Origin of the sequence: Parahalioglobus pacificus, from assembly GCF_014652275.1 — a bacterium.
Taxonomy (GTDB): domain Bacteria; phylum Pseudomonadota; class Gammaproteobacteria; order Pseudomonadales; family Halieaceae; genus Parahalioglobus; species Parahalioglobus pacificus.
On sequence record NZ_BMYM01000002.1, the window covers coordinates 966,561 to 983,695 of the forward strand.

A 17,135-nucleotide genomic window follows, 5' to 3' on the forward strand; every position below is an offset into this window, starting at 1 on the left:
TATGCGCAGACGCGCGTTTATCCAGGGAATGGCAGCCGCCGGAGGTCTGGCATTCCTCCCATCACTGCGCGCCGCCACGTCGGTGGATGAACTACCACCCCTCGAGGGAGACTTAACGCTCTATCTCGGTCGGGGGGAGGGCGGACTCTATGAGAACGTCCTCAAGGCGATAGAGACCAGGAACCCAAAACTGAAACTGGGCGTCCGCCGCGGTCCAACGGCGGCCCTGGCGAATGCAATTGTTGCCGAGGGCAAGGCAGGTGTTCAGCGCGCAGATGTGTTCTGGGCAGTAGATTCCGGTGCTGTGGGCTTGATTAGCGACGCGGGAATCGCCCGCCCGCTGCCCAGTGATGTTGCCGCGCAACTGCAGCTGGCATTCCGATACGATAATTGGACGCCGGTTACCGGTAGGATCCGCACCCTTCCATACCACACAGGCAGACTCTCAGCTGAGCAGATTCCTGAGGATATTATGGCGTTCCCCGACAGCGGCCTCACTCTTGGGTGGTCGCCAGCCTATGCCTCATTCCAGTCCTTTATTACTGCAATGCGGTTACTCGAGGGTGACGCTGCAACCAAGGATTGGTTGCAGCGCGTAAAGCGCAGCGGGAAAAGCTACGCGGGCGAGCTAGGTGTGGTGATGGCGGTGGAGCGCGGGGAGGTGGATGTTGGCTTCGCGAATCACTATTACACCCTGCGACTGAAAGCGGGCAAGCCAGATGCGAACGTTGCTTTGGCCTATACCCGCAATGACGCCGGGTGTCTGGTTAATGCCTCTGCCGCGGTGGCCGTGAGCGATAAGCCACTGGCAACCAATTTCATACGGTATTTATTGACTGAGCAGGTCCAGTCCTACCTAGCCAGGGAAGCCTATGAGATCCCACTCGTTGAGGGTGTGGCGCCTCCTGGGGCCTTGCCGCGAATGTCTGCCATTAACCCACCAGAGATCGACCTGACTGCACTCGCGGATTTGCGCCCAACATTAGATCTGATGCGCGATGCAGACGTGCTGTGATCCGCATCTCGCCCACCTACCCATTGGCGGCAGTGATTGCCGTGTGTGCGCTGCTGCCACTGGTCGTATTGGGTATTCTGGCGGAGGCGCCTGACGGACTTCTACAGGCTCGCAACCTGAGATTGCTGGGCAACACCCTGTTATTGGCAGGACTGACTGCGTGCGGCTCCATTGCCATCGGTGTGCCATTTGCACTTCTGACTGCCTATGTAAGCTTGCCCTTGCAAAGACTCTGGTTGGTCCTGCTTGCTGCACCACTCGCCCTGCCTAGCTACATCGGCGCATTTGCGTTTTTCGCTGCTTTTGGTCCTTCGGGAGAGTTTGCTGTGACCTTGGGCGTGACCATTCCCTCCGTCGAGGGTATGGCAGGTGCGGCTCTGGTGATGACGCTCTACACCTACCCTTTCGTTATGCTGACCACCCGAGCAGCGCTATTGAGCCTTGATGCCAGTCAGGTCCATGCCGCGCGCATACTCGGCTTATCGCTCTCTGCCAGCCTATGGCAAGTTGTACTGCCTCGGGCGCTGCGCGGTATTGGTGCGGGTGCATTACTGGCTGCGCTGTATGCCCTGTCAGATTTCGGGACGCCCGCCATAATGGGGGTCGATACCTTCACACGCATGATTTACGTGGAGTACAACGCGTTTTCATTGGGCAGGGCGGCAGTATTGTCTTTGCAGCTGCTGGTTATCGTGGGACTGGTGTTATTTTTGGAGTCGCAGTTGAGTAGTACCAGCGAGCGTCCGGGGCGCGCACTAGCGCTGTATCCAACGTCAGCGCAGACTCTATCTGCTGCTGCCGTTGCTCTGCCCATTATCTTGCTGGCGCTTGCCTTACCGATCGGAATTTTCACACTGTGGCTGTGGCGAGAAGGCAGTGCTGGCTTCGAGCTGAGCTATGTGTGGAACTCGGCCTATGCAGCGCTGCTGGCAGGCGGGTTCGCAGCCATCCTGGCTATTCCTATGGCGTTAGCGGCGATGGCCGGACCCGCCGGTCGATTCATGGAACGGCTAACTTACTTCGGGTTTGGTGTGCCAGGTATTGTTATGGGTACGGCGCTAGTCTACGTGGGTCTGCAGCTTCCCTCGTTGTATCAAACGCTGATGCTGCTGGTGGCTGCGTATGTGATGCGCTTTCTGCCCTTGGCAGTAGGATCGTTACGCGCCACCGCGGAGGGCATTGATGAGAGCTTGGTAAAAGCGGCGAGAGTACTCGGCGCCACACCAAGGGAAGCATTTATGCGGGTGACGCTGCCCTTAACGCGACGTGGGCTCATTGCGGGTGCGGCGCTGGTGTTTCTGGAATCCATGCGCGAACTTCCCGCAACGCTTTTATTGGCTCCCACGGGGTTCGAAACATTGGCAACGTACCTTTGGCGTGTGTACGAAGCGGGTTACTTCGGGCGGGCCGCTGTGCCAGGTTTGCTCCTTGTATTGATTTCGGCTTTCGGGCTGATGCTCATCCTGTCTGGCGAGCAACAGGGTGACACTGCACATCGCGAGGAGGAATGTAACTGATGTTGTCTGTGAGTAATGTCAGTGTTGAGTATGGCTCGGTAAGAGTCGTTCGGGATCTGAGCTTCACCCTGCAGTCCGATGAGATACTGATGCTCGTGGGTCCTACCGGCTGTGGCAAGACCACCTTGCTGCATGCGATAGCCGGTCTGGTGGCGATCTCTGAGGGCTCAATAGGCGGAGAGGGTTGGACATCCTGTGCAAAGGCGCTTGTGCCGCCAGAGCAACGCAATGTTGGCATGGTGTTTCAGGATTTTGCCTTGTTCCCTCACCTTTCGGTGATCGACAATGTGGCGTTCAGGCTGAAGGATCGAGCGCCGGCCGACCATTGGATTTCCCTGCTGGGCTTGGAAACCCTGCGCGATGCGCGCCCAGCCAGGTTGTCAGGGGGGCAAAAGCAGCGCGTGGCGCTGGCAAGGGCGCTGGCCCACGAGCCGTCACTGCTGCTATTGGATGAGCCCTTGTCAAACCTGGACGCTGCACTCAAGGACAACCTGCGCTTTGAGATCCGCGATGCGCTCAAGGAAGCCGGCCTGCCCGCCATCTGGGTCACGCACGATCAGTCAGAAGCGCTGTCTGTGGGTGATCGACTGGGTGTAATGAATGCGGGGCAGTTGGAGCAATTGGACACGCCAGAACATTGCTTTACGCGACCCGCCAACCGGTTTGTGGCGGGATTTCTGGGGGAGGCCAACCTGATACCCGGCGACAGCACAGGGACAGGCATCAAGACGGAACTGGGATTGATTACCACCGACCACTCACCCGCACTGGGTTCCGTCGAAGTCCTGTTGAGGCCTGAGGATCTTCAAGTTCATGTATCGGATGGCGAGGTGCAAGCGCGTGTTGCAAGCCTCTCTTTCGAGGGATCGACAGTGTTGTATCGGCTATGCCTTCCCTCCGGGCTTGAGATAAAAGCCCGGACATCCACTGACCGGCGTTTCAGTCCCGGGGATTCGGTAAGGTTGTCTAAAAGACCATTACTGAACCCAGCCGTTTTCGCGGCTAACAAGATGCCCGTCTAGTCAGGACGCTGATGTTGGAAGAGCTTCACCTCTGCCAGCACCAGCTGGGCAATCAGCCTGAGCATTAGCGCATGATTGGCCTTGGCGACACCGCCAAGGCCCTCGTTGATTTGCGTCTCCAACGCATCCTTTTCTTCCTGAGACAGAGTCTCGGGTAGCTCTACGCTGAAGCTGTATTGCTCGGACTCGCTTAACTGGGCGTAGATTTGTGTCAGCTCTGAACTGGCAAAGTCGATCAGAGGTTGATCGGCACCGCGGGCGGCGAGCATTTCGCGCAACTGGCGTTCCAGATAAGCCAGGCCCTGGGCCTGTTGCGAGGGGAATTCCAGAATGTCGCCCATGTCTTAGCCGCTACTACCGATAACAGCGCCATGGTAGCCAAGCTAAACACCTGCGTGAAGCCAGCCGCTGCGCGGCCTGGTAAGAGAGCGGTTTACAGCGGGCGCAGGAGGTTTGATTTCCTGGGGTCTGGCTGGGCCGTGCGGCGCAACACCAGGATCACGTTTCCTATGCTTTGCACAACCTCTGCACCGGCGCGCTCACACAACTCCTCGGCAACGGCCTGCTTGGCCTCGCGTGAACCCACCGCGAGCTTGATCTTGATGAGCTCGTGATCGGTGAGGGCGCGATCAACTTCGGTGATAACGCCGTCGCTGAGGCCGTTGCCCGCAACGGTCACCACGGGCTTAAGTTTGTGCCCGATGGCGCGGAGCTGTTTGATATCAAGACTGCCTTTCTTGCTCATGGTGGTTCCACGTTACAATGGCTGTTTCAGGGGGCGCGCATTCTACACCAGCCCCGGCCCTCCCGTAACTGGTATCCAACATGGCGAAAAAGCGTTCATCCAGCAAGGCCTGGCTCAAGGAGCACCGCGACGACCCGTATGTGCAACAAGCGCAACGTGAGGGTTACCGCTCCCGGGCCTGTTACAAGTTGCTGGAGCTGCAGGAGAGAGACCGCCTGATACGCCCGGGTATGACACTGGTAGATTTGGGTAGCGCACCGGGCGGGTGGTCCCAGGTGGCGGCAGATCTGGTGGGTCACAAGGGGCGTGTGATTGCCTCGGATATTCTGCCCATGGATGCGCTCGCGGGGGTCGAGTTCATCCAGGGCGACTTTACCGAGGACGCTGTCTTTGAAGAGATTCTGGCAGTGATTGGCGAATCACCGGTGGATATCGTGGTCTCAGACATGGCACCAAATATGAGCGGTATGACCGCTGTGGATCAGCCCCGCTCCATGTACCTGGTTGAACTGGCCGTTGATATGGCGCGCAAGGTGTTAGCCCCTGGTGGGTCATTTGTGGCCAAAGTGTTCCAGGGAGAAGGATTTGAGGCCCTGATGCGTGATTGTCGCGACAGTTTCGGCAAGGTGCTCACCCGTAAGCCCGCCGCTTCCAGGCCGCGTTCCCGTGAAGTGTATCTGGTGGCGCGAGACTTCCGCGGGTCCTGAGCCTGGGTCTTGAAAATTGCTGGTCTGGCCCCATGTGATGTAGAGTGCGCCGGTCTGAGACCCCCTTCCCTGCGTATCCTATACTGGCGAGTAAAGCTTGGCCGGGACACCGGGTTGCCGATGGTGCCTGACTTGTCCGGTTATAATTGAGGGTCGAAGCTGGCTAATCCGCATACCGCGGGTCCGCCCAATTGGAGCAGCATTAAGCATTATGGCAAAGAATTTACTGTTGTGGCTGGTGATCGCCGCGGTGTTGTTGTCGGTCTTCAACAACTTCAATATGCAAAGTCCAACCGAAGAGGTGGGCTACTCGGATTTCATCGCCGAGGTTCAGCGTGACCAGGTGAAGAAGGTGGTTGTGGACGGACTCACTATCGCCGGTGAGCGCTACGACGGCTCGAACTTCGAAACGATTCGGCCCATGGTCGATGACCCCAAACTGATGGACGACCTGCTCGAGCACAGTGTGGTGGTCGAGGGGCGTAAGCCGGAACAGCAGAGTGTGTGGACGCAACTGCTGGTTGCCAGCTTCCCCATACTGATCATCATCGCTGTCTTTATGTTCTTTATGCGCCAGATGCAGGGCGGTGGTGGTGGCCGCGGCGGTCCCATGAGCTTCGGCAAGAGCAAGGCGCGCCTGTTGGGCGAAGACCAGATTACAACCACTTTTGCCGATGTTGCCGGCGTTGATGAAGCCAAGGAAGACGTTCAGGAACTGGTTGAATTCCTGCGCGACCCCAGCCGTTTCCAGAAACTGGGCGGCCGCATCCCTCGCGGTGTGCTCATGGTTGGGCAGCCAGGCACGGGTAAAACATTGTTGGCCAAAGCGATTGCCGGCGAGGCCAAGGTGCCTTTCTTCTCCATCTCCGGTTCGGACTTTGTTGAGATGTTTGTGGGCGTGGGTGCATCCCGTGTGCGCGACATGTTCGAACAAGCCAAGAAGCAATCACCCTGCATCATTTTCATTGATGAGATTGATGCGGTAGGTCGCCACCGCGGCGCCGGTCTCGGGGGTGGTCACGACGAACGCGAGCAGACTCTGAACCAGTTGCTGGTGGAAATGGATGGCTTTGAAATGAACGATGGCGTGATCGTTATTGCAGCCACCAACCGTCCTGACGTGCTCGATCCGGCCCTGCTCCGCCCCGGCCGCTTTGACCGGCAGGTAGTGGTTGGGCTGCCCGATATTCGCGGTCGCGAGCAAATCCTCAAGGTACACATGCGCAAGGTGCCTTTGGCCGAAGACGTGATTCCGTCACAGATTGCCCGCGGTACCCCAGGGTTTTCCGGCGCTGATCTGGCCAACCTCGTGAATGAAGCTGCGCTGTTCGCGGCGCGTGCGGGTGTGCGCACGGTAGGCATGACCCAGTTTGAGCTTGCCAAAGACAAGATCATGATGGGTGCTGAGCGCAAGTCCATGGTGATGTCTGAAGACGAGAAGCGGAACACGGCTTACCACGAAGCGGGTCACGCGATCGTTGGCCGACTGATGCCTGAACACGATCCCGTGTACAAAGTGAGCATTATTCCTCGCGGGCGAGCCCTTGGCGTCACCATGTTCCTGCCCGAGGAAGATCGCTATAGCCACAGCCGCAGGCACATCATCAGCCAGATCTGCAGCCTGTTCGGTGGCCGTATTGCCGAGGAAATGACCCTGGGCAAAGACGGAGTGACCACCGGTGCGTCCAATGACATTGAGCGTGCCACACAGATTGCCCGCCAGATGGTCACCAAGTGGGGCTTGTCTGAGCGTATGGGGCCGTTGATGTATGACGAGGGCGGCGAAGAGGTCTTCCTGGGCCGCAGTGCGGCGCAACAACACCAGGCCTTGTCTGACGAGACAGCGAAGCAGATCGACGAAGAAGTACGTCGAATCATTGATGAGTGTTACACCAAGGCCACAGACATCCTCAGTGAAAACGTGGATAAGCTGCACGTGATGGCCGACTGCCTGATGCAGTATGAGACCATCGATTCTGCCCAGATCGACGACATCATGGCGGGTCGTACGCCCCGTGAGCCAGGCGATTGGGGCGGTTCCGGGGACAGCGGTGACGGCAATGTTGCCGCATCGTCTGACGAAGAGCCCAAGCCCTCCAGTCCCATAGGTGGCCCCGCCGGCGAGCACTGACGGGACCACAATTGTCACACTCAGCAAACACTGCCTGGCCGCCGCTTAATTGCGGCGGTCGCATTATAGACCTGTCATTACCCCGTGTAATGGGGGTGATTAACACCACGCCAGATTCCTTTTCTGACGGTGGGGCCCTCTACCGCGGCGCCAGCCTTAACCTCGATGCTGCCCTTGCCCAGGCCCAGGCTATGGTTGAAGCAGGTGCCACTATCTTAGATGTGGGCGGTGAATCTACCCGGCCTGGGGCTTTGCCAGTATCCGAGCAAGAGGAGCTGGACAGGGTTGTGCCGCTGGTCGAGCGGATTCGACATTCGCTGGATGTCGTTATCTCCGTGGACACCAGCACACCGGCCGTTATACGTGAGTCTGCCGCGGCAGGGTGTGGGCTAATCAACGATGTACGTGCATTGCAGCGCGAGGGAGCGTTGGAGGCGGCTGCGCGCACCCAGCTCCCGGTCTGTCTGATGCATATGCAGGGCGAGCCGGGCACCATGCAGGCGAATCCGGAATACCAGGATGTGGTGGCCGACGTTTCCAGCTTCCTGACGCAACGGCTGAAAGCTTGTGAGGCAGCGGGTATCAGTCGAAACCGTGTACTTCTCGATCCCGGCTTCGGTTTCGGTAAGACCGTAGAGCACAATCTGCAGCTATTGGCGGCGTTACCACGGTTGGCTGAACTTGGCCTGCCGATACTGGTGGGCTTGTCGCGCAAGTCGCTGATTGGGAAGTTGATTGGCCGCGATGTGGATCAGCGGCTGCCCGCCAGTTTGGCGCTGGCCGTGCTCGCGGTAGAGCGCGGTGCGAGTATAGTGCGCGTACATGATGTGGCCGAAACGGTGGACGCCTTGGCCATGATTACAGCGTTACGAGAAGTGGGAGAATCATGAGCCGACGTTTTTTTGGCACTGATGGCATACGTGGTTCTGTGGGTGAGGCGCCGATCACGCCCGATTTTATGCTCAAACTGGGATGGGCCTGTGGTCGGGTATTTGCGCGCCGCGATCAGGGCGCCGGTCGAGGAACGGTGATTATCGGTAAGGACACCCGCGTGTCCGGCTACATGTTCGAGTCTGCCCTGGAGGCGGGTTTGGTTGCCGCTGGGGTCAACGTGAAGCTGCTGGGGCCAATGCCGACACCGGCGGTTGCCCTGATGACGCGAACACAGGCTGCTTCCGCCGGTATTGTCATTAGCGCATCTCACAACCCTTTCTACGACAATGGCATTAAGTTCTTTGGGCCAGATGGCGCAAAGTTGCCAGATGAGCTGGAGCTGGAGATTGAGGCTGAGCTTGAGCTGCCGCTTACGACAGTGCAGTCCCGCGATATTGGCAAGGTCACGCGTGTATCGGATGCCGCTGGTCGCTACGTTGAGTTTTGTAAATCCACTGTGCCCGAGGGCTTCAATCTCAGAGGCCTGCGTATAGCCGTGGATTGTGCGCATGGCGCTACCTACCACATTGCGCCCAGCGTGCTTGGCGAGCTGGGTGCCGAAGTTATCAGTCTTGGTGTCACTCCTGACGGCTTCAACATAAATGAAGGTGTGGGCTCTACAGCGCCAGAGGCTCTATCGCGAGCGGTGGTCGAGCACAGGGCGGACTTTGGCATTGCCTACGACGGGGACGGCGACCGCGTTGCGTTCGTGGATGCCGATGGCGCTGTCGTTGATGGGGATGAACTGCTGTACATCATCGCCATGCACAGGCTGGCCATCGGCCGCAGTGATGCCGGTGTTGTGGGCACTCTGATGTCAAATCTCGGATTAGAGCTGGCCCTGCGTGAGCAGGGTCTGCAGCTAGAGCGTGCCAACGTCGGCGATCGCTATGTGAAGGCGTTGATGGAAGCCCACGGCTGGCAGCTGGGTGGTGAGTCCTCCGGACACATTATTTGCGCCGATGTAACTACTACTGGTGATGGCATCGTAGCCTCATTGCAAATATTACTGGCACTACGCTCAGCCGACAAAAGTCTGTCAGAGATGCGCAGCGGTATGGCGCGCTTTCCGCAGACCATGATTAATGTGCGCGCCACTGGCACCATAAACCTGAACGACAAACCGGCAATCGCCAGCGCGGTGGCAGCAACCGAAGCAGCGCTGGGTGACCGTGGCAGGGTCTTGTTGCGCCCCTCCGGCACAGAACCTGTTGTTCGTGTCATGGTTGAAGGTGAGGATGCCCAGGAGGTGCGACGCCACTGTGAGTCTTTGGCAGAAGCGGTTGAGCAAGCCCTGAGCTGAGCCTCTTCTTGTCTGTGCTGGCCTTCTTGGGTAAGATTGCCGCCGCTTTTTCGCTGGGAGTCGAGCATGCGCCGTCCTTTGGTTGCCGGTAATTGGAAAATGAACGGCTCAATAGCCAGCGTCGACAGCCTCCTTTCGGGGTTGTCACAGTTAAAAATGGCGAAAACAGTGGACTTGGCAGTGTGTCCATCGTTCGTGTTTTTGCAGCAAGCCACTGCGGCGCTAACGGGCTCAGGTATCAAAGTCGGCGCGCAGGACTGCAGCCCTGTCAGTGACGGTGCTTATACCGGCGATATTTCGGCCTCCATGCTGGTCGACCAGGGATGTGCGCTGGTACTGATAGGGCACTCAGAGCGGCGTGAGTATCACCAGGAGGGCGATGCCCTGCTGGCTGAAAAGCTGGCAACTGTTGTGACTCTGGGCTTGGCGCCAGTGTTGTGTGTTGGGGAGACCCGCGAGCAACGCGAGGCGGGTGATGCTGAGCAGGTGGTTGGTGAGCAGCTACGCGGTGCCCTGATGAATCAGTCTTCACTGGAAGGTCTGGTGATTGCTTACGAGCCAGTATGGGCCATAGGCACAGGATTGACCGCGACGCCCGAACAGGCGCAGGCGATGCACGCCTACATTCGCAACGAGTTAGCATCGATAGAGGGTGTAAGCGCGAATGAAACAAGACTGCTGTACGGCGGCAGTGTGAAGGCCGCAAACGCGGTCGAATTATTTGCTCAGCCCGATATCGATGGTGCGTTGGTCGGGGGCGCGGCGCTGGATGCCGTTGAGTTTGGAAAGATTATTGACGCGGCGGCCGGGTAGGCCGTTGCCACGAAGCCCGCGGGGCAGAGAACTATGGACCAGATTATTTTAGTAATACACCTGTTGGTGGCGTTGGCCATTATTGGCCTTATCATGCTGCAGCAGGGCAAGGGCGCGGACATGGGTGCCTCCTTTGGCGCGGGCGCCTCCCAGACTCTGTTTGGCAGCACGGGTAGCGGTAATGTGCTGACCAAGGCTACGGCGTGGTTGTCGGTGCTGTTCTTTGCGACCAGCTTCGGTCTTGCGTTGATTGCCAGTCAGCGCAGTGCGCCCACCAATGATCTTGGTCTTGAGATCCCGCCCGTGGTGCAAGAACAAGCTGTACAACCAGCGCTGGATTCTGATGTCCCTGTGGTAGAGAATGACGCGCCTGCCGCAAGCAGCACAGAGGACGACGTTCCCGAGCTGTAATCGAAATTAGCCGAAGTGGTGGAATTGGTAGACACGCTATCTTGAGGGGGTAGTGAGCTATGCTCGTGCGGGTTCAAGTCCCGCCTTCGGCACCATATCAAGTAGAGAGGCCTTCCAGATCGGAAGGCCTTTCTCGTTTTTGGGTTTCGTTAAATTCGCGGGACTATTTGGGTGCTCGCTGTTTCCGAGGGGAACGCTCGCTACGCGAGCTCAGAGTCCCCTCGGGCTCGCCCGCCAATTGCGGTGCAATTGGCTCCGCCTTCGGCACCAACCAACAAAAAGCCCGGCACTTGCCGGGCTTTTTGTGCCCCAGGTTAAATCAACACCGGATACAGCGATGCGACCAGCAGTAATGCCATGGTGACGTTGAATGCACGCAATCGTCTGGGGTTGGTGAGCACCACGCGCAATTGCTCTCCCATGGCGGTCCATAGGCTGATGCAGGGAAGGTTGATGCTGCCAAAAACGGCCGCCACCAGCCCTACCGCCAGAAGACTTTGGCTGGGCGCGTACACGGCGACTGCGGTCAGGGCCATGGTCCAGGCCTTCGGATTGACCCATTGAAACGCCGCCGCCTGCCAAAATGTAAACGGCTTACCGCTCTCAGCTTCGCCTTCGCCGGGTGCCGCCGCAGTGGCGATGCGCCCCGCCAGATACAGCAAGTAAATTGCGCTGATGATCTTAAGCGCTAAGTAGCTCCATGAAACGCTTTCGAAAATCTGCACCAGGCCAATGCCCACCATCAGCACCATAAACACGAAACCTATGCCCACACCCATCATGTGCGGTAAGGAGCGGCGAATGCCGTAATTGGCGCCGCTTGCCATCAGCATCAGGTTGTTAGGCCCCGGTGTGATAGAGGAGGCAAAGGAAAAGATGGCGAGTGCGATATAGGCGTCGATATTCATGCGCACATTCTCTACGAAAAGGCTTCGAATATGCTGCGAAATTTGCGTATATTTGGCCCAAATACGCAATAAAAATAAGCTATGGACAATATAAATAACAGAATATTGCATCAGTTGGTTCAAGATGGCCGCGTGACGAACGCAGAGCTTGCAGCCCGTGTGGGTTTGTCTCCCTCGGCCTGTCTGCGCCGGGTTCAGGAGCTGGAGCGCAGCGGCGTTATCTCGGGTTATCGGGCAGTACTGGATAGAGCGGCAATGGGTATTGGGTTTACTGCGTATATTGCAGTGGGGCTTTCAAGTCACACTGCTGAAGCGCAGCATGCATTCGAGCGCGCAATCGTTCAGTCAGCCGAAGTGCGTGAGTGTCACAACATCACCGGCGCCTTCGAGTACCTCCTGCGGGTGGAGACCCCGGATCTGGCAAGCTACAAGGCCTTTCATACTGATGTGCTGGGTTTGCTGCCCCAGGTCAGCACCATCACCACACATGTCGTCATGGAATCTGTCAAAGACGAACGAGCTTGATGTCGTTCAATGCAGCACTCCCTCGTGATTATTTAGTTACACTTGTAACTAAATAGCTGGCTACCTATACTTCAGCGTCTATTCTGGAATTGCCCCACAGCGCTAGTCGCAGGAGTACGCAATGGCTGATCTGTTTGAAAACCCCATGGGCCTGGATGGGTTCGAGTTTGTCGAATTCACCGCACCCGAGCGGGGAGTACTAGAGCCCGTGTTTGAAAAAATGGGTTTCACGCATGTGGCCAGGCACCGCTCCAAGGATGTGGACCTCTGGCGCCAGGGCGACGTTAACTTCGTCACTAATTACGAGCCCGGCAGTCACGCGTTCTACTATGCCCGGGAGCATGGTGCCTCTGCCTGTGGTATGGCGTTTCGTGTGAAGAATGCACGCAGCGCCTATCAGCGGGCGTTGGAGCAGGGTGCGGAGCCTGTTGTCGTGGATACAGGTCCTATGGAGCTGCGTTTGCCGGCAATCAAGGGCATCGGGGGTGCCACGGTCTACCTCATAGACCGCTACGCCGAAGGCAGCAGCATCTATGACATCGACTTCGATTGGCTGGAAGGCGTAGACAGGCACCCCGCAGGATTCGGGTTTCATACCCTGGACCATCTCACCCACAACGTCTATCGCGGACGTATGGATTACTGGGCCGAATACTACGAGCGCCTGTTTAACTTCCGGGAAATTCGTTTCTTCGATATTAAGGGTGAGCACACTGGCTTGCTCTCTAAAGCCATGACAGCGCCCGACGGCAAAATCCGCATTCCGCTCAACGAAGAGAGTGCAGGTGGTGGCGGTCAGATCGAGGAATATCTTATGGCATATAACGGCGAGGGCATTCAACACATCGCCTTTGCCTGTGACGACATTATTGCCTGCTGGGACCGGCTGGCCGCTGCCGGTCAAACGTTCATGCCCCCACCGCCAGATACCTACTACGACATGCTGGAGGAGCGTTTGCCGGGTCACAGTGAGCCCGTCGAAGAACTCAAGAAGCGCGGCATACTGCTGGATGGCTCCACAGAGGGTGGAGAGCCTCGCTTGTTGCTGCAGATTTTCTCCGAAACTGAATTGGGCCCGATGTTCTTTGAGTTCATCCAGCGCAAAAAAGATGAAGGTTTCGGCGAGGGTAACTTTAAGGCACTGTTTGAGAGTATCGAGCGTGACCAGTTGAATCGCGGCGCCATCTCGGATGCTGCCGCCGAGGCGTAAGCGATGGACATTCGCAGGATTCACCATGTTGCCTACCGTTGTAATGACGCCAGCGAGACCGTCGCGTTCTATCGCGATGTGCTGGGCATGGACTTGAAGCTGGCCATCGCGGAGGACCAGGTGCCTTCCACCAAGGCCCCTGATCCTTATATGCATGTCTTTCTGGAGGCGGGCATGGGCAATGTTCTTGCGTTCTTTGAACTACCCAACTCGCCCCACATGGACAGGGACAGGAACACACCCGAGTGGGTACAGCATATTGCGTTTGAGCTGGGTAGCGAGGACGAGCTACTTGCAGCTAAAGGCCATATCGAGGCGCAGGGCATTGAGGTCTTGGGCCCTACGCACCACGGCATTTTTAAATCTATCTATTTCTTCGACCCCAACGGCCACCGGCTGGAGCTGGCTGCCAATATTGATCGGCCGGGCGATCTTGAGCGCTTATACGAGGTTGCGCCGGCAATGTTGGAAGAATGGGCGGACACGAAACGTGCGCCCCGTCATGCGGCATGGCTGCACGAGCGCGAATTTGAGGAGACAACATCGTGAAATTGGCATCGCTTAATACCGGACGTGATGGCCGTCTGGTTGTCGTATCCAGAGACCTTCGCCGCTATTTGGATGCAGACACCACACTGCAGCGTGCCCTGGATGATTGGGATGAGGTGGCACCTGTGCTGCAGGGCTTGAGCGAACGGGTGAACGCTGGTGAAGGCGATCCCTTCGACCAGACTGCCTGCGCTTCTCCGCTGCCTCGTGCATATCAATGGGCGGATGGATCTGCTTACGTCAATCACGTTGAGCTTGTACGCAAGGCGCGCGGCGCGGAAATGCCCGAGAGTTTTTGGATAGATCCTCTGATGTACCAGGGTGGCTCGGACACGTTTCTGGCGCCCCGTGAAGATATTGTCATGCACGATGCTGCCTGGGGTATCGACTTCGAGGGCGAAGTGGCAGTGGTGACTGGTGATGTCCCCATGGGAGCGACTGCCGCTGAAGCGGCAGCGCAGGTGCGCCTGGTCATGCTGGTGAACGATGTTTCGCTGAGAAACCTGATACCGGGCGAACTGGGTAAGGGCTTTGGTTTCTTCCAGTCCAAGCCTTCCAGTGCTTTCAGTCCTGTGTGCGTAACACCGGATGAGCTGGGTGATGACTGGCGCGATGGGAAATTGCACCTGCCTCTGTCAGTCTCCTATCAGGGTGCGCCCTTCGGTAAAGCCAATGCGGGTGTAGATATGACCTTCGATTTTCCAACCCTGATTGCCCATGCTGCTAAAACTCGGCCCTTGGGCGCAGGCTGTGTGATTGGGTCGGGCACGGTATCGAACAAGGATGCTGACGGCTCCGCCGGTAAACCCGTTGCTGACGGCGGGCTGGGTTACAGCTGCATCGCAGAGATCCGTATGATTGAAACGATTGCCCAGGGCAGTCCGTCTACACCCTTTATGGGCGATGGCGATACGGTTGAGATCGCCATGTATAACGCGCTGGGCGAGTCCGTATTTGGAGAAATTCGTCAGCAAGTCAGTATTCGTCAGAATGCCTAAAGCAGGTGTTTTTCGCCGAAAAACACGCAGTGAAATTCTTTCGGATTATCGTGTTGACCGGGCAGGGGGGCATGCCTATAATGCCGGTCCTCGATTTGGAGCACACCTCATAAAGTGAGCTTCAGAGTGAAGCGCCAAGGGGCCTTCACAGCGAGGATGTATTGATGCGGGGTGGAGCAGCCTGGTAGCTCGTCGGGCTCATAACCCGAAGGTCGTCGGTTCAAATCCGGCCCCCGCTACCAAATACACGTCACACGCTCCTACACCGTGACGTGAAGTGAAGAAGCCCCTTTTTGGGGCTTTTTCGTATGTGTCGAAAACACACTGCGAGAATTGGCTTGGCAACTAAAGAACAACAGATTCAGTCGTTGTTGGAGCCCACCGTTGAGGCGCTGGGCTTCGAGCTCTGGGGCCTGGAATACCTGTCTCAGGGACGTCACAGTACGCTGCGCCTGTACATCGAGTCCGATAACGGTATCTCGATAGACGACTGCGCGTTGGTGAGCACCCAGGTCAGCAGTGTGTTGGACGTAGAGGATCCAATTTCCGGGGAGTACACCCTGGAAGTGTCTTCGCCAGGCGTAGACCGCTTGTTGTTCAAGCCAGAACACTATGCGATGTACCCCGGTGAGGTAGCAGAGTTGCGCTTGCGCTCGTCGTTTGAAGGCAGGCGCAAGTTCAAAGGCATATTAAAGGGCATGGAGGGTGAAGATGTGGTGATCCACGTGGATGACCATGAATATCTTTTGCCCCTCAGCACAGTTGAAAAAGCGCGAGTACATCCCCGTCTGGATGACGCGGGTAATACGGGTGAGGCATGAGCATGACTAAAGAAATCCTGATGGTCGCAGAGGCAGTATCGAACGAGAAAGGGGTGTCAGAGGACATCATTTTTGAGGCGATTGAGCTGGCTCTGGCAACAGCAACCAAGAAGCGCTATGACGAAGAAGCGGATATTCACGTCACCATCGATCGCGAGAGTGGCGATTACGTGACCATGCGCCAGTGGCTGGTCGTGCCCGATGACGAGCAGGCGGTACTGGGTACTCAGCTGTACACCGATGAAGCGGCAGAGAAAGATCCCGCTCTCAAGCCCGGTGATGTATTTGAAGAGCAGGTAGAGAACGTCGGTTTTGGCCGTATCGCGGCCCAAACTGCAAAGCAGGTAATTGTACAGCGCGTCCGTGATGCGGAGCGCGCGCAGGTTGTTGAGCAGTACGAAGACCGCGTGGGTGATCTGGTAGCCGGCTCGGTCAAGAAGGTGACCCGCGACAATGTCATCGTCGATCTGGGCAACAATGCAGAAGGCCTGTTGCCTCGTGACCAACTGGTCGGGCGTGAAACATTCCGCGTGAACGATCGCGTGCGCGCTATCCTCAAAGAGATCAGCACAGAAAGCCGCGGCCCTCAGCTGATCCTGTCGCGTTCTTGCCCCGAGATGCTGATCGAGCTGTTCAAGATCGAAGTGCCCGAGATTTCAGAAGAAGTTATCCAGATCCGCAGCGCCGCCAGGGACCCCGGTTCACGCGCCAAGATTGCGGTGAAAACCAATGATCAGCGTATCGACCCCGTGGGTGCCTGCGTGGGTATGCGCGGTTCGCGTGTTCAAGCGGTATCCAATGAGCTGGACAATGAGCGTGTCGATATCGTGCTGTGGGACGACAACGCCGCGCAGCTGGTGATCAATGCCATGTCGCCGGCGGAAGTTGAGTCCATCGTAGTAGACGAAGATACCGGCACCATGGATGTCGCCGTATCTGAAGACAACCTGGCACAGGCGATTGGTCGCGCGGGTCAGAATGTGCGCCTAGCTGCAGAGCTGACCGGTTGGTCTATCAATGTGATGAGCAACGAAGAAGCGGCTGCCAAGCACGAAGCCGAAGCCGGTGAGGTGATACAGCAGTTTTGTGAGCAGCTGGACGTGGATGAGGAAGTGGCTGAAATCCTGGTGGAAGAAGGCTTCACTACCCTGGAAGAAGTGGCTTACGTGCCGCTGGAAGAGATGACCTCTATCGAAGGCTTCGATGAGGAAATCGCAGAAGAACTTCGCGCTCGCGCGAAAGATGCATTGCTGACACGGGCTATTGCATCGGAGGAACAGCTGGGTGCCAACGAGCCGGCCGAAGACCTGCTCACTATGGATGGCATGGACAAGCATCTGGGCTACGTGTTGGCCAGCCGTGGCATTGTCACGATGGAAGACCTTGCTGAACAGGGTGTTGAAGACATCCTGGACATTGAAGATATGACTGAAGAGCGTGCGGGTGAGTTGATCATGACTGCACGGGCTCCCTGGTTCGCGGAGGCTGAAGGCGAGTAAGCCACTCAGCGAATTCGAGTCAGCGGTA

Annotated in this window: 18 protein-coding genes and 2 tRNA genes; 17 read left to right on the top strand and 3 right to left on the bottom strand. The window is 57.4% G+C overall.

The window, feature by feature from the left end; translation table 11 throughout:
- Nucleotide 1: 1 nt before the first annotated feature.
- Genes IE089_RS13160 through IE089_RS13170 form a run of 3 tightly spaced genes read left to right on the top strand, consistent with a single transcriptional unit; the run spans nt 2 to nt 3,554 of the window.
- The gene (locus tag IE089_RS13160) at nt 2-1,015 is read left to right on the top strand and encodes a substrate-binding domain-containing protein (protein ID WP_189478256.1); all 1,014 of its coding nucleotides are present in this window, start codon (nt 2-4) and stop codon (nt 1,013-1,015) included.
- Nucleotides 1,012-2,532, top strand: coding sequence for an ABC transporter permease (locus tag IE089_RS13165; protein ID WP_229802755.1), 1,521 nt, complete (start codon nt 1,012-1,014; stop codon nt 2,530-2,532). The genes IE089_RS13160 and IE089_RS13165 overlap by 4 nt, the downstream gene beginning before the upstream one ends.
- Nucleotides 2,532-3,554: an ABC transporter ATP-binding protein gene (locus IE089_RS13170; protein ID WP_189478257.1), complete on the top strand. Its 1,023-nt coding sequence runs from the start codon at nt 2,532-2,534 to the stop codon at nt 3,552-3,554. Before IE089_RS13165 ends, IE089_RS13170 begins: the two co-directional genes overlap by 1 nt.
- On the opposite strand, the gene IE089_RS13175 is transcribed toward IE089_RS13170, so the two are convergent.
- Nucleotides 3,551-3,895: a hypothetical protein gene (locus IE089_RS13175; RefSeq protein WP_189478258.1), complete on the bottom strand. Its 345-nt coding sequence runs from the start codon at nt 3,893-3,895 to the stop codon at nt 3,551-3,553. The two genes, IE089_RS13170 and IE089_RS13175, sit on opposite strands and share 4 nt — an antisense overlap.
- 92 nt (nt 3,896-3,987) lie before the next feature.
- Nucleotides 3,988-4,299, bottom strand: a complete 312-nt coding sequence (yhbY, locus tag IE089_RS13180) for a ribosome assembly RNA-binding protein YhbY (RefSeq protein ID WP_189478259.1) — start codon at nt 4,297-4,299, stop codon at nt 3,988-3,990.
- Between the two features lie 80 nt (nt 4,300-4,379).
- Here yhbY and rlmE point away from each other — a divergent pair, with 80 nt between their 5' ends.
- The 7 genes from rlmE (at nt 4,380) to IE089_RS13215 (ending at nt 10,692) form a co-directional block, all read left to right on the top strand.
- Nucleotides 4,380-5,006: a 23S rRNA (uridine(2552)-2'-O)-methyltransferase RlmE gene (rlmE, locus tag IE089_RS13185; RefSeq protein ID WP_189478260.1), complete on the top strand. Its 627-nt coding sequence runs from the start codon at nt 4,380-4,382 to the stop codon at nt 5,004-5,006.
- Between the two features lie 211 nt (nt 5,007-5,217).
- Nucleotides 5,218-7,137 (top strand): ATP-dependent zinc metalloprotease FtsH, encoded by a 1,920-nt coding sequence (gene ftsH / locus IE089_RS13190; protein ID WP_189478261.1) that lies wholly within the window; start codon nt 5,218-5,220, stop codon nt 7,135-7,137.
- Nucleotides 7,138-7,226: 89 nt separating this feature from the next.
- The gene (gene folP, locus IE089_RS13195) at nt 7,227-8,027 is read left to right on the top strand and encodes a dihydropteroate synthase (RefSeq protein ID WP_189478360.1); all 801 of its coding nucleotides are present in this window, start codon (nt 7,227-7,229) and stop codon (nt 8,025-8,027) included.
- On the top strand, nt 8,024-9,373 hold the full coding sequence (gene glmM, locus IE089_RS13200; RefSeq protein ID WP_189478262.1) for a phosphoglucosamine mutase: 1,350 nt from the start codon (nt 8,024-8,026) through the stop codon (nt 9,371-9,373). The genes folP and glmM overlap by 4 nt, the downstream gene beginning before the upstream one ends.
- A gap of 66 nt (nt 9,374-9,439) precedes the next feature.
- Nucleotides 9,440-10,186, top strand: a complete 747-nt coding sequence (tpiA, locus tag IE089_RS13205) for a triose-phosphate isomerase (RefSeq protein WP_189478263.1) — start codon at nt 9,440-9,442, stop codon at nt 10,184-10,186.
- A 33-nt stretch (nt 10,187-10,219) separates the two neighbouring features.
- A complete protein-coding gene (gene secG / locus IE089_RS13210) occupies nt 10,220-10,597 on the top strand; it encodes a preprotein translocase subunit SecG (RefSeq protein ID WP_189478264.1) in 378 nt (125 codons plus the stop codon).
- A gap of 9 nt (nt 10,598-10,606) precedes the next feature.
- A tRNA-Leu gene (locus tag IE089_RS13215) sits at nt 10,607-10,692 on the top strand.
- A gap of 219 nt (nt 10,693-10,911) precedes the next feature.
- Here the strand turns inward: IE089_RS13215 and IE089_RS13220 are convergent.
- Complete coding sequence (locus IE089_RS13220; protein ID WP_189478265.1) at nt 10,912-11,505, bottom strand: LysE family translocator; 594 nt, start codon at nt 11,503-11,505, stop codon at nt 10,912-10,914.
- An 81-nt stretch (nt 11,506-11,586) separates the two neighbouring features.
- Here IE089_RS13220 and IE089_RS13225 point away from each other — a divergent pair, with 81 nt between their 5' ends.
- The 7 genes from IE089_RS13225 (at nt 11,587) to nusA (ending at nt 17,107) form a co-directional block, all read left to right on the top strand.
- Nucleotides 11,587-12,030 (top strand): Lrp/AsnC family transcriptional regulator, encoded by a 444-nt coding sequence (locus IE089_RS13225; protein WP_189478266.1) that lies wholly within the window; start codon nt 11,587-11,589, stop codon nt 12,028-12,030.
- A 121-nt stretch (nt 12,031-12,151) separates the two neighbouring features.
- Nucleotides 12,152-13,240 (top strand): 4-hydroxyphenylpyruvate dioxygenase, encoded by a 1,089-nt coding sequence (gene hppD, locus IE089_RS13230; protein WP_189478267.1) that lies wholly within the window; start codon nt 12,152-12,154, stop codon nt 13,238-13,240.
- Nucleotides 13,241-13,243: 3 nt separating this feature from the next.
- Nucleotides 13,244-13,789, top strand: a complete 546-nt coding sequence (locus tag IE089_RS13235) for a VOC family protein (RefSeq protein ID WP_189478268.1) — start codon at nt 13,244-13,246, stop codon at nt 13,787-13,789.
- Nucleotides 13,786-14,787, top strand: coding sequence for a fumarylacetoacetate hydrolase family protein (locus IE089_RS13240; protein ID WP_189478269.1), 1,002 nt, complete (start codon nt 13,786-13,788; stop codon nt 14,785-14,787). Before IE089_RS13235 ends, IE089_RS13240 begins: the two co-directional genes overlap by 4 nt.
- A gap of 165 nt (nt 14,788-14,952) precedes the next feature.
- Nucleotides 14,953-15,029 (top strand) — tRNA-Met (locus IE089_RS13245).
- Nucleotides 15,030-15,125: 96 nt separating this feature from the next.
- Nucleotides 15,126-15,608, top strand: coding sequence for a ribosome maturation factor RimP (gene rimP, locus IE089_RS13250; protein ID WP_189478270.1), 483 nt, complete (start codon nt 15,126-15,128; stop codon nt 15,606-15,608).
- 2 nt (nt 15,609-15,610) lie between these two features.
- Nucleotides 15,611-17,107: a transcription termination factor NusA gene (nusA, locus tag IE089_RS13255; protein ID WP_189478271.1), complete on the top strand. Its 1,497-nt coding sequence runs from the start codon at nt 15,611-15,613 to the stop codon at nt 17,105-17,107.
- Nucleotides 17,108-17,135: the final 28 nt, after the last annotated feature.

Coding starts and splice junctions, on each gene's coding strand:
- IE089_RS13220 (WP_189478265.1), bottom strand. CDS start 11,505: ATGAATATCGACGCCTATATCGCACTCGCCATCTTTTCCTTTGCCTCC.
- IE089_RS13175 (WP_189478258.1), bottom strand. CDS start 3,895: ATGGGCGACATTCTGGAATTCCCCTCGCAACAGGCCCAGGGCCTGGCT.
- ftsH (WP_189478261.1), top strand. CDS start 5,218: ATGGCAAAGAATTTACTGTTGTGGCTGGTGATCGCCGCGGTGTTGTTG.
- hppD (WP_189478267.1), top strand. CDS start 12,152: ATGGCTGATCTGTTTGAAAACCCCATGGGCCTGGATGGGTTCGAGTTT.
- yhbY (WP_189478259.1), bottom strand. CDS start 4,299: ATGAGCAAGAAAGGCAGTCTTGATATCAAACAGCTCCGCGCCATCGGG.
- secG (WP_189478264.1), top strand. CDS start 10,220: ATGGACCAGATTATTTTAGTAATACACCTGTTGGTGGCGTTGGCCATT.
- IE089_RS13170 (WP_189478257.1), top strand. CDS start 2,532: ATGTTGTCTGTGAGTAATGTCAGTGTTGAGTATGGCTCGGTAAGAGTC.
- rlmE (WP_189478260.1), top strand. CDS start 4,380: ATGGCGAAAAAGCGTTCATCCAGCAAGGCCTGGCTCAAGGAGCACCGC.
- glmM (WP_189478262.1), top strand. CDS start 8,024: ATGAGCCGACGTTTTTTTGGCACTGATGGCATACGTGGTTCTGTGGGT.
- IE089_RS13225 (WP_189478266.1), top strand. CDS start 11,587: ATGGACAATATAAATAACAGAATATTGCATCAGTTGGTTCAAGATGGC.
- nusA (WP_189478271.1), top strand. CDS start 15,611: ATGACTAAAGAAATCCTGATGGTCGCAGAGGCAGTATCGAACGAGAAA.
- IE089_RS13235 (WP_189478268.1), top strand. CDS start 13,244: ATGGACATTCGCAGGATTCACCATGTTGCCTACCGTTGTAATGACGCC.
- IE089_RS13160 (WP_189478256.1), top strand. CDS start 2: ATGCGCAGACGCGCGTTTATCCAGGGAATGGCAGCCGCCGGAGGTCTG.
- folP (WP_189478360.1), top strand. CDS start 7,227: ATGGGGGTGATTAACACCACGCCAGATTCCTTTTCTGACGGTGGGGCC.
- tpiA (WP_189478263.1), top strand. CDS start 9,440: ATGCGCCGTCCTTTGGTTGCCGGTAATTGGAAAATGAACGGCTCAATA.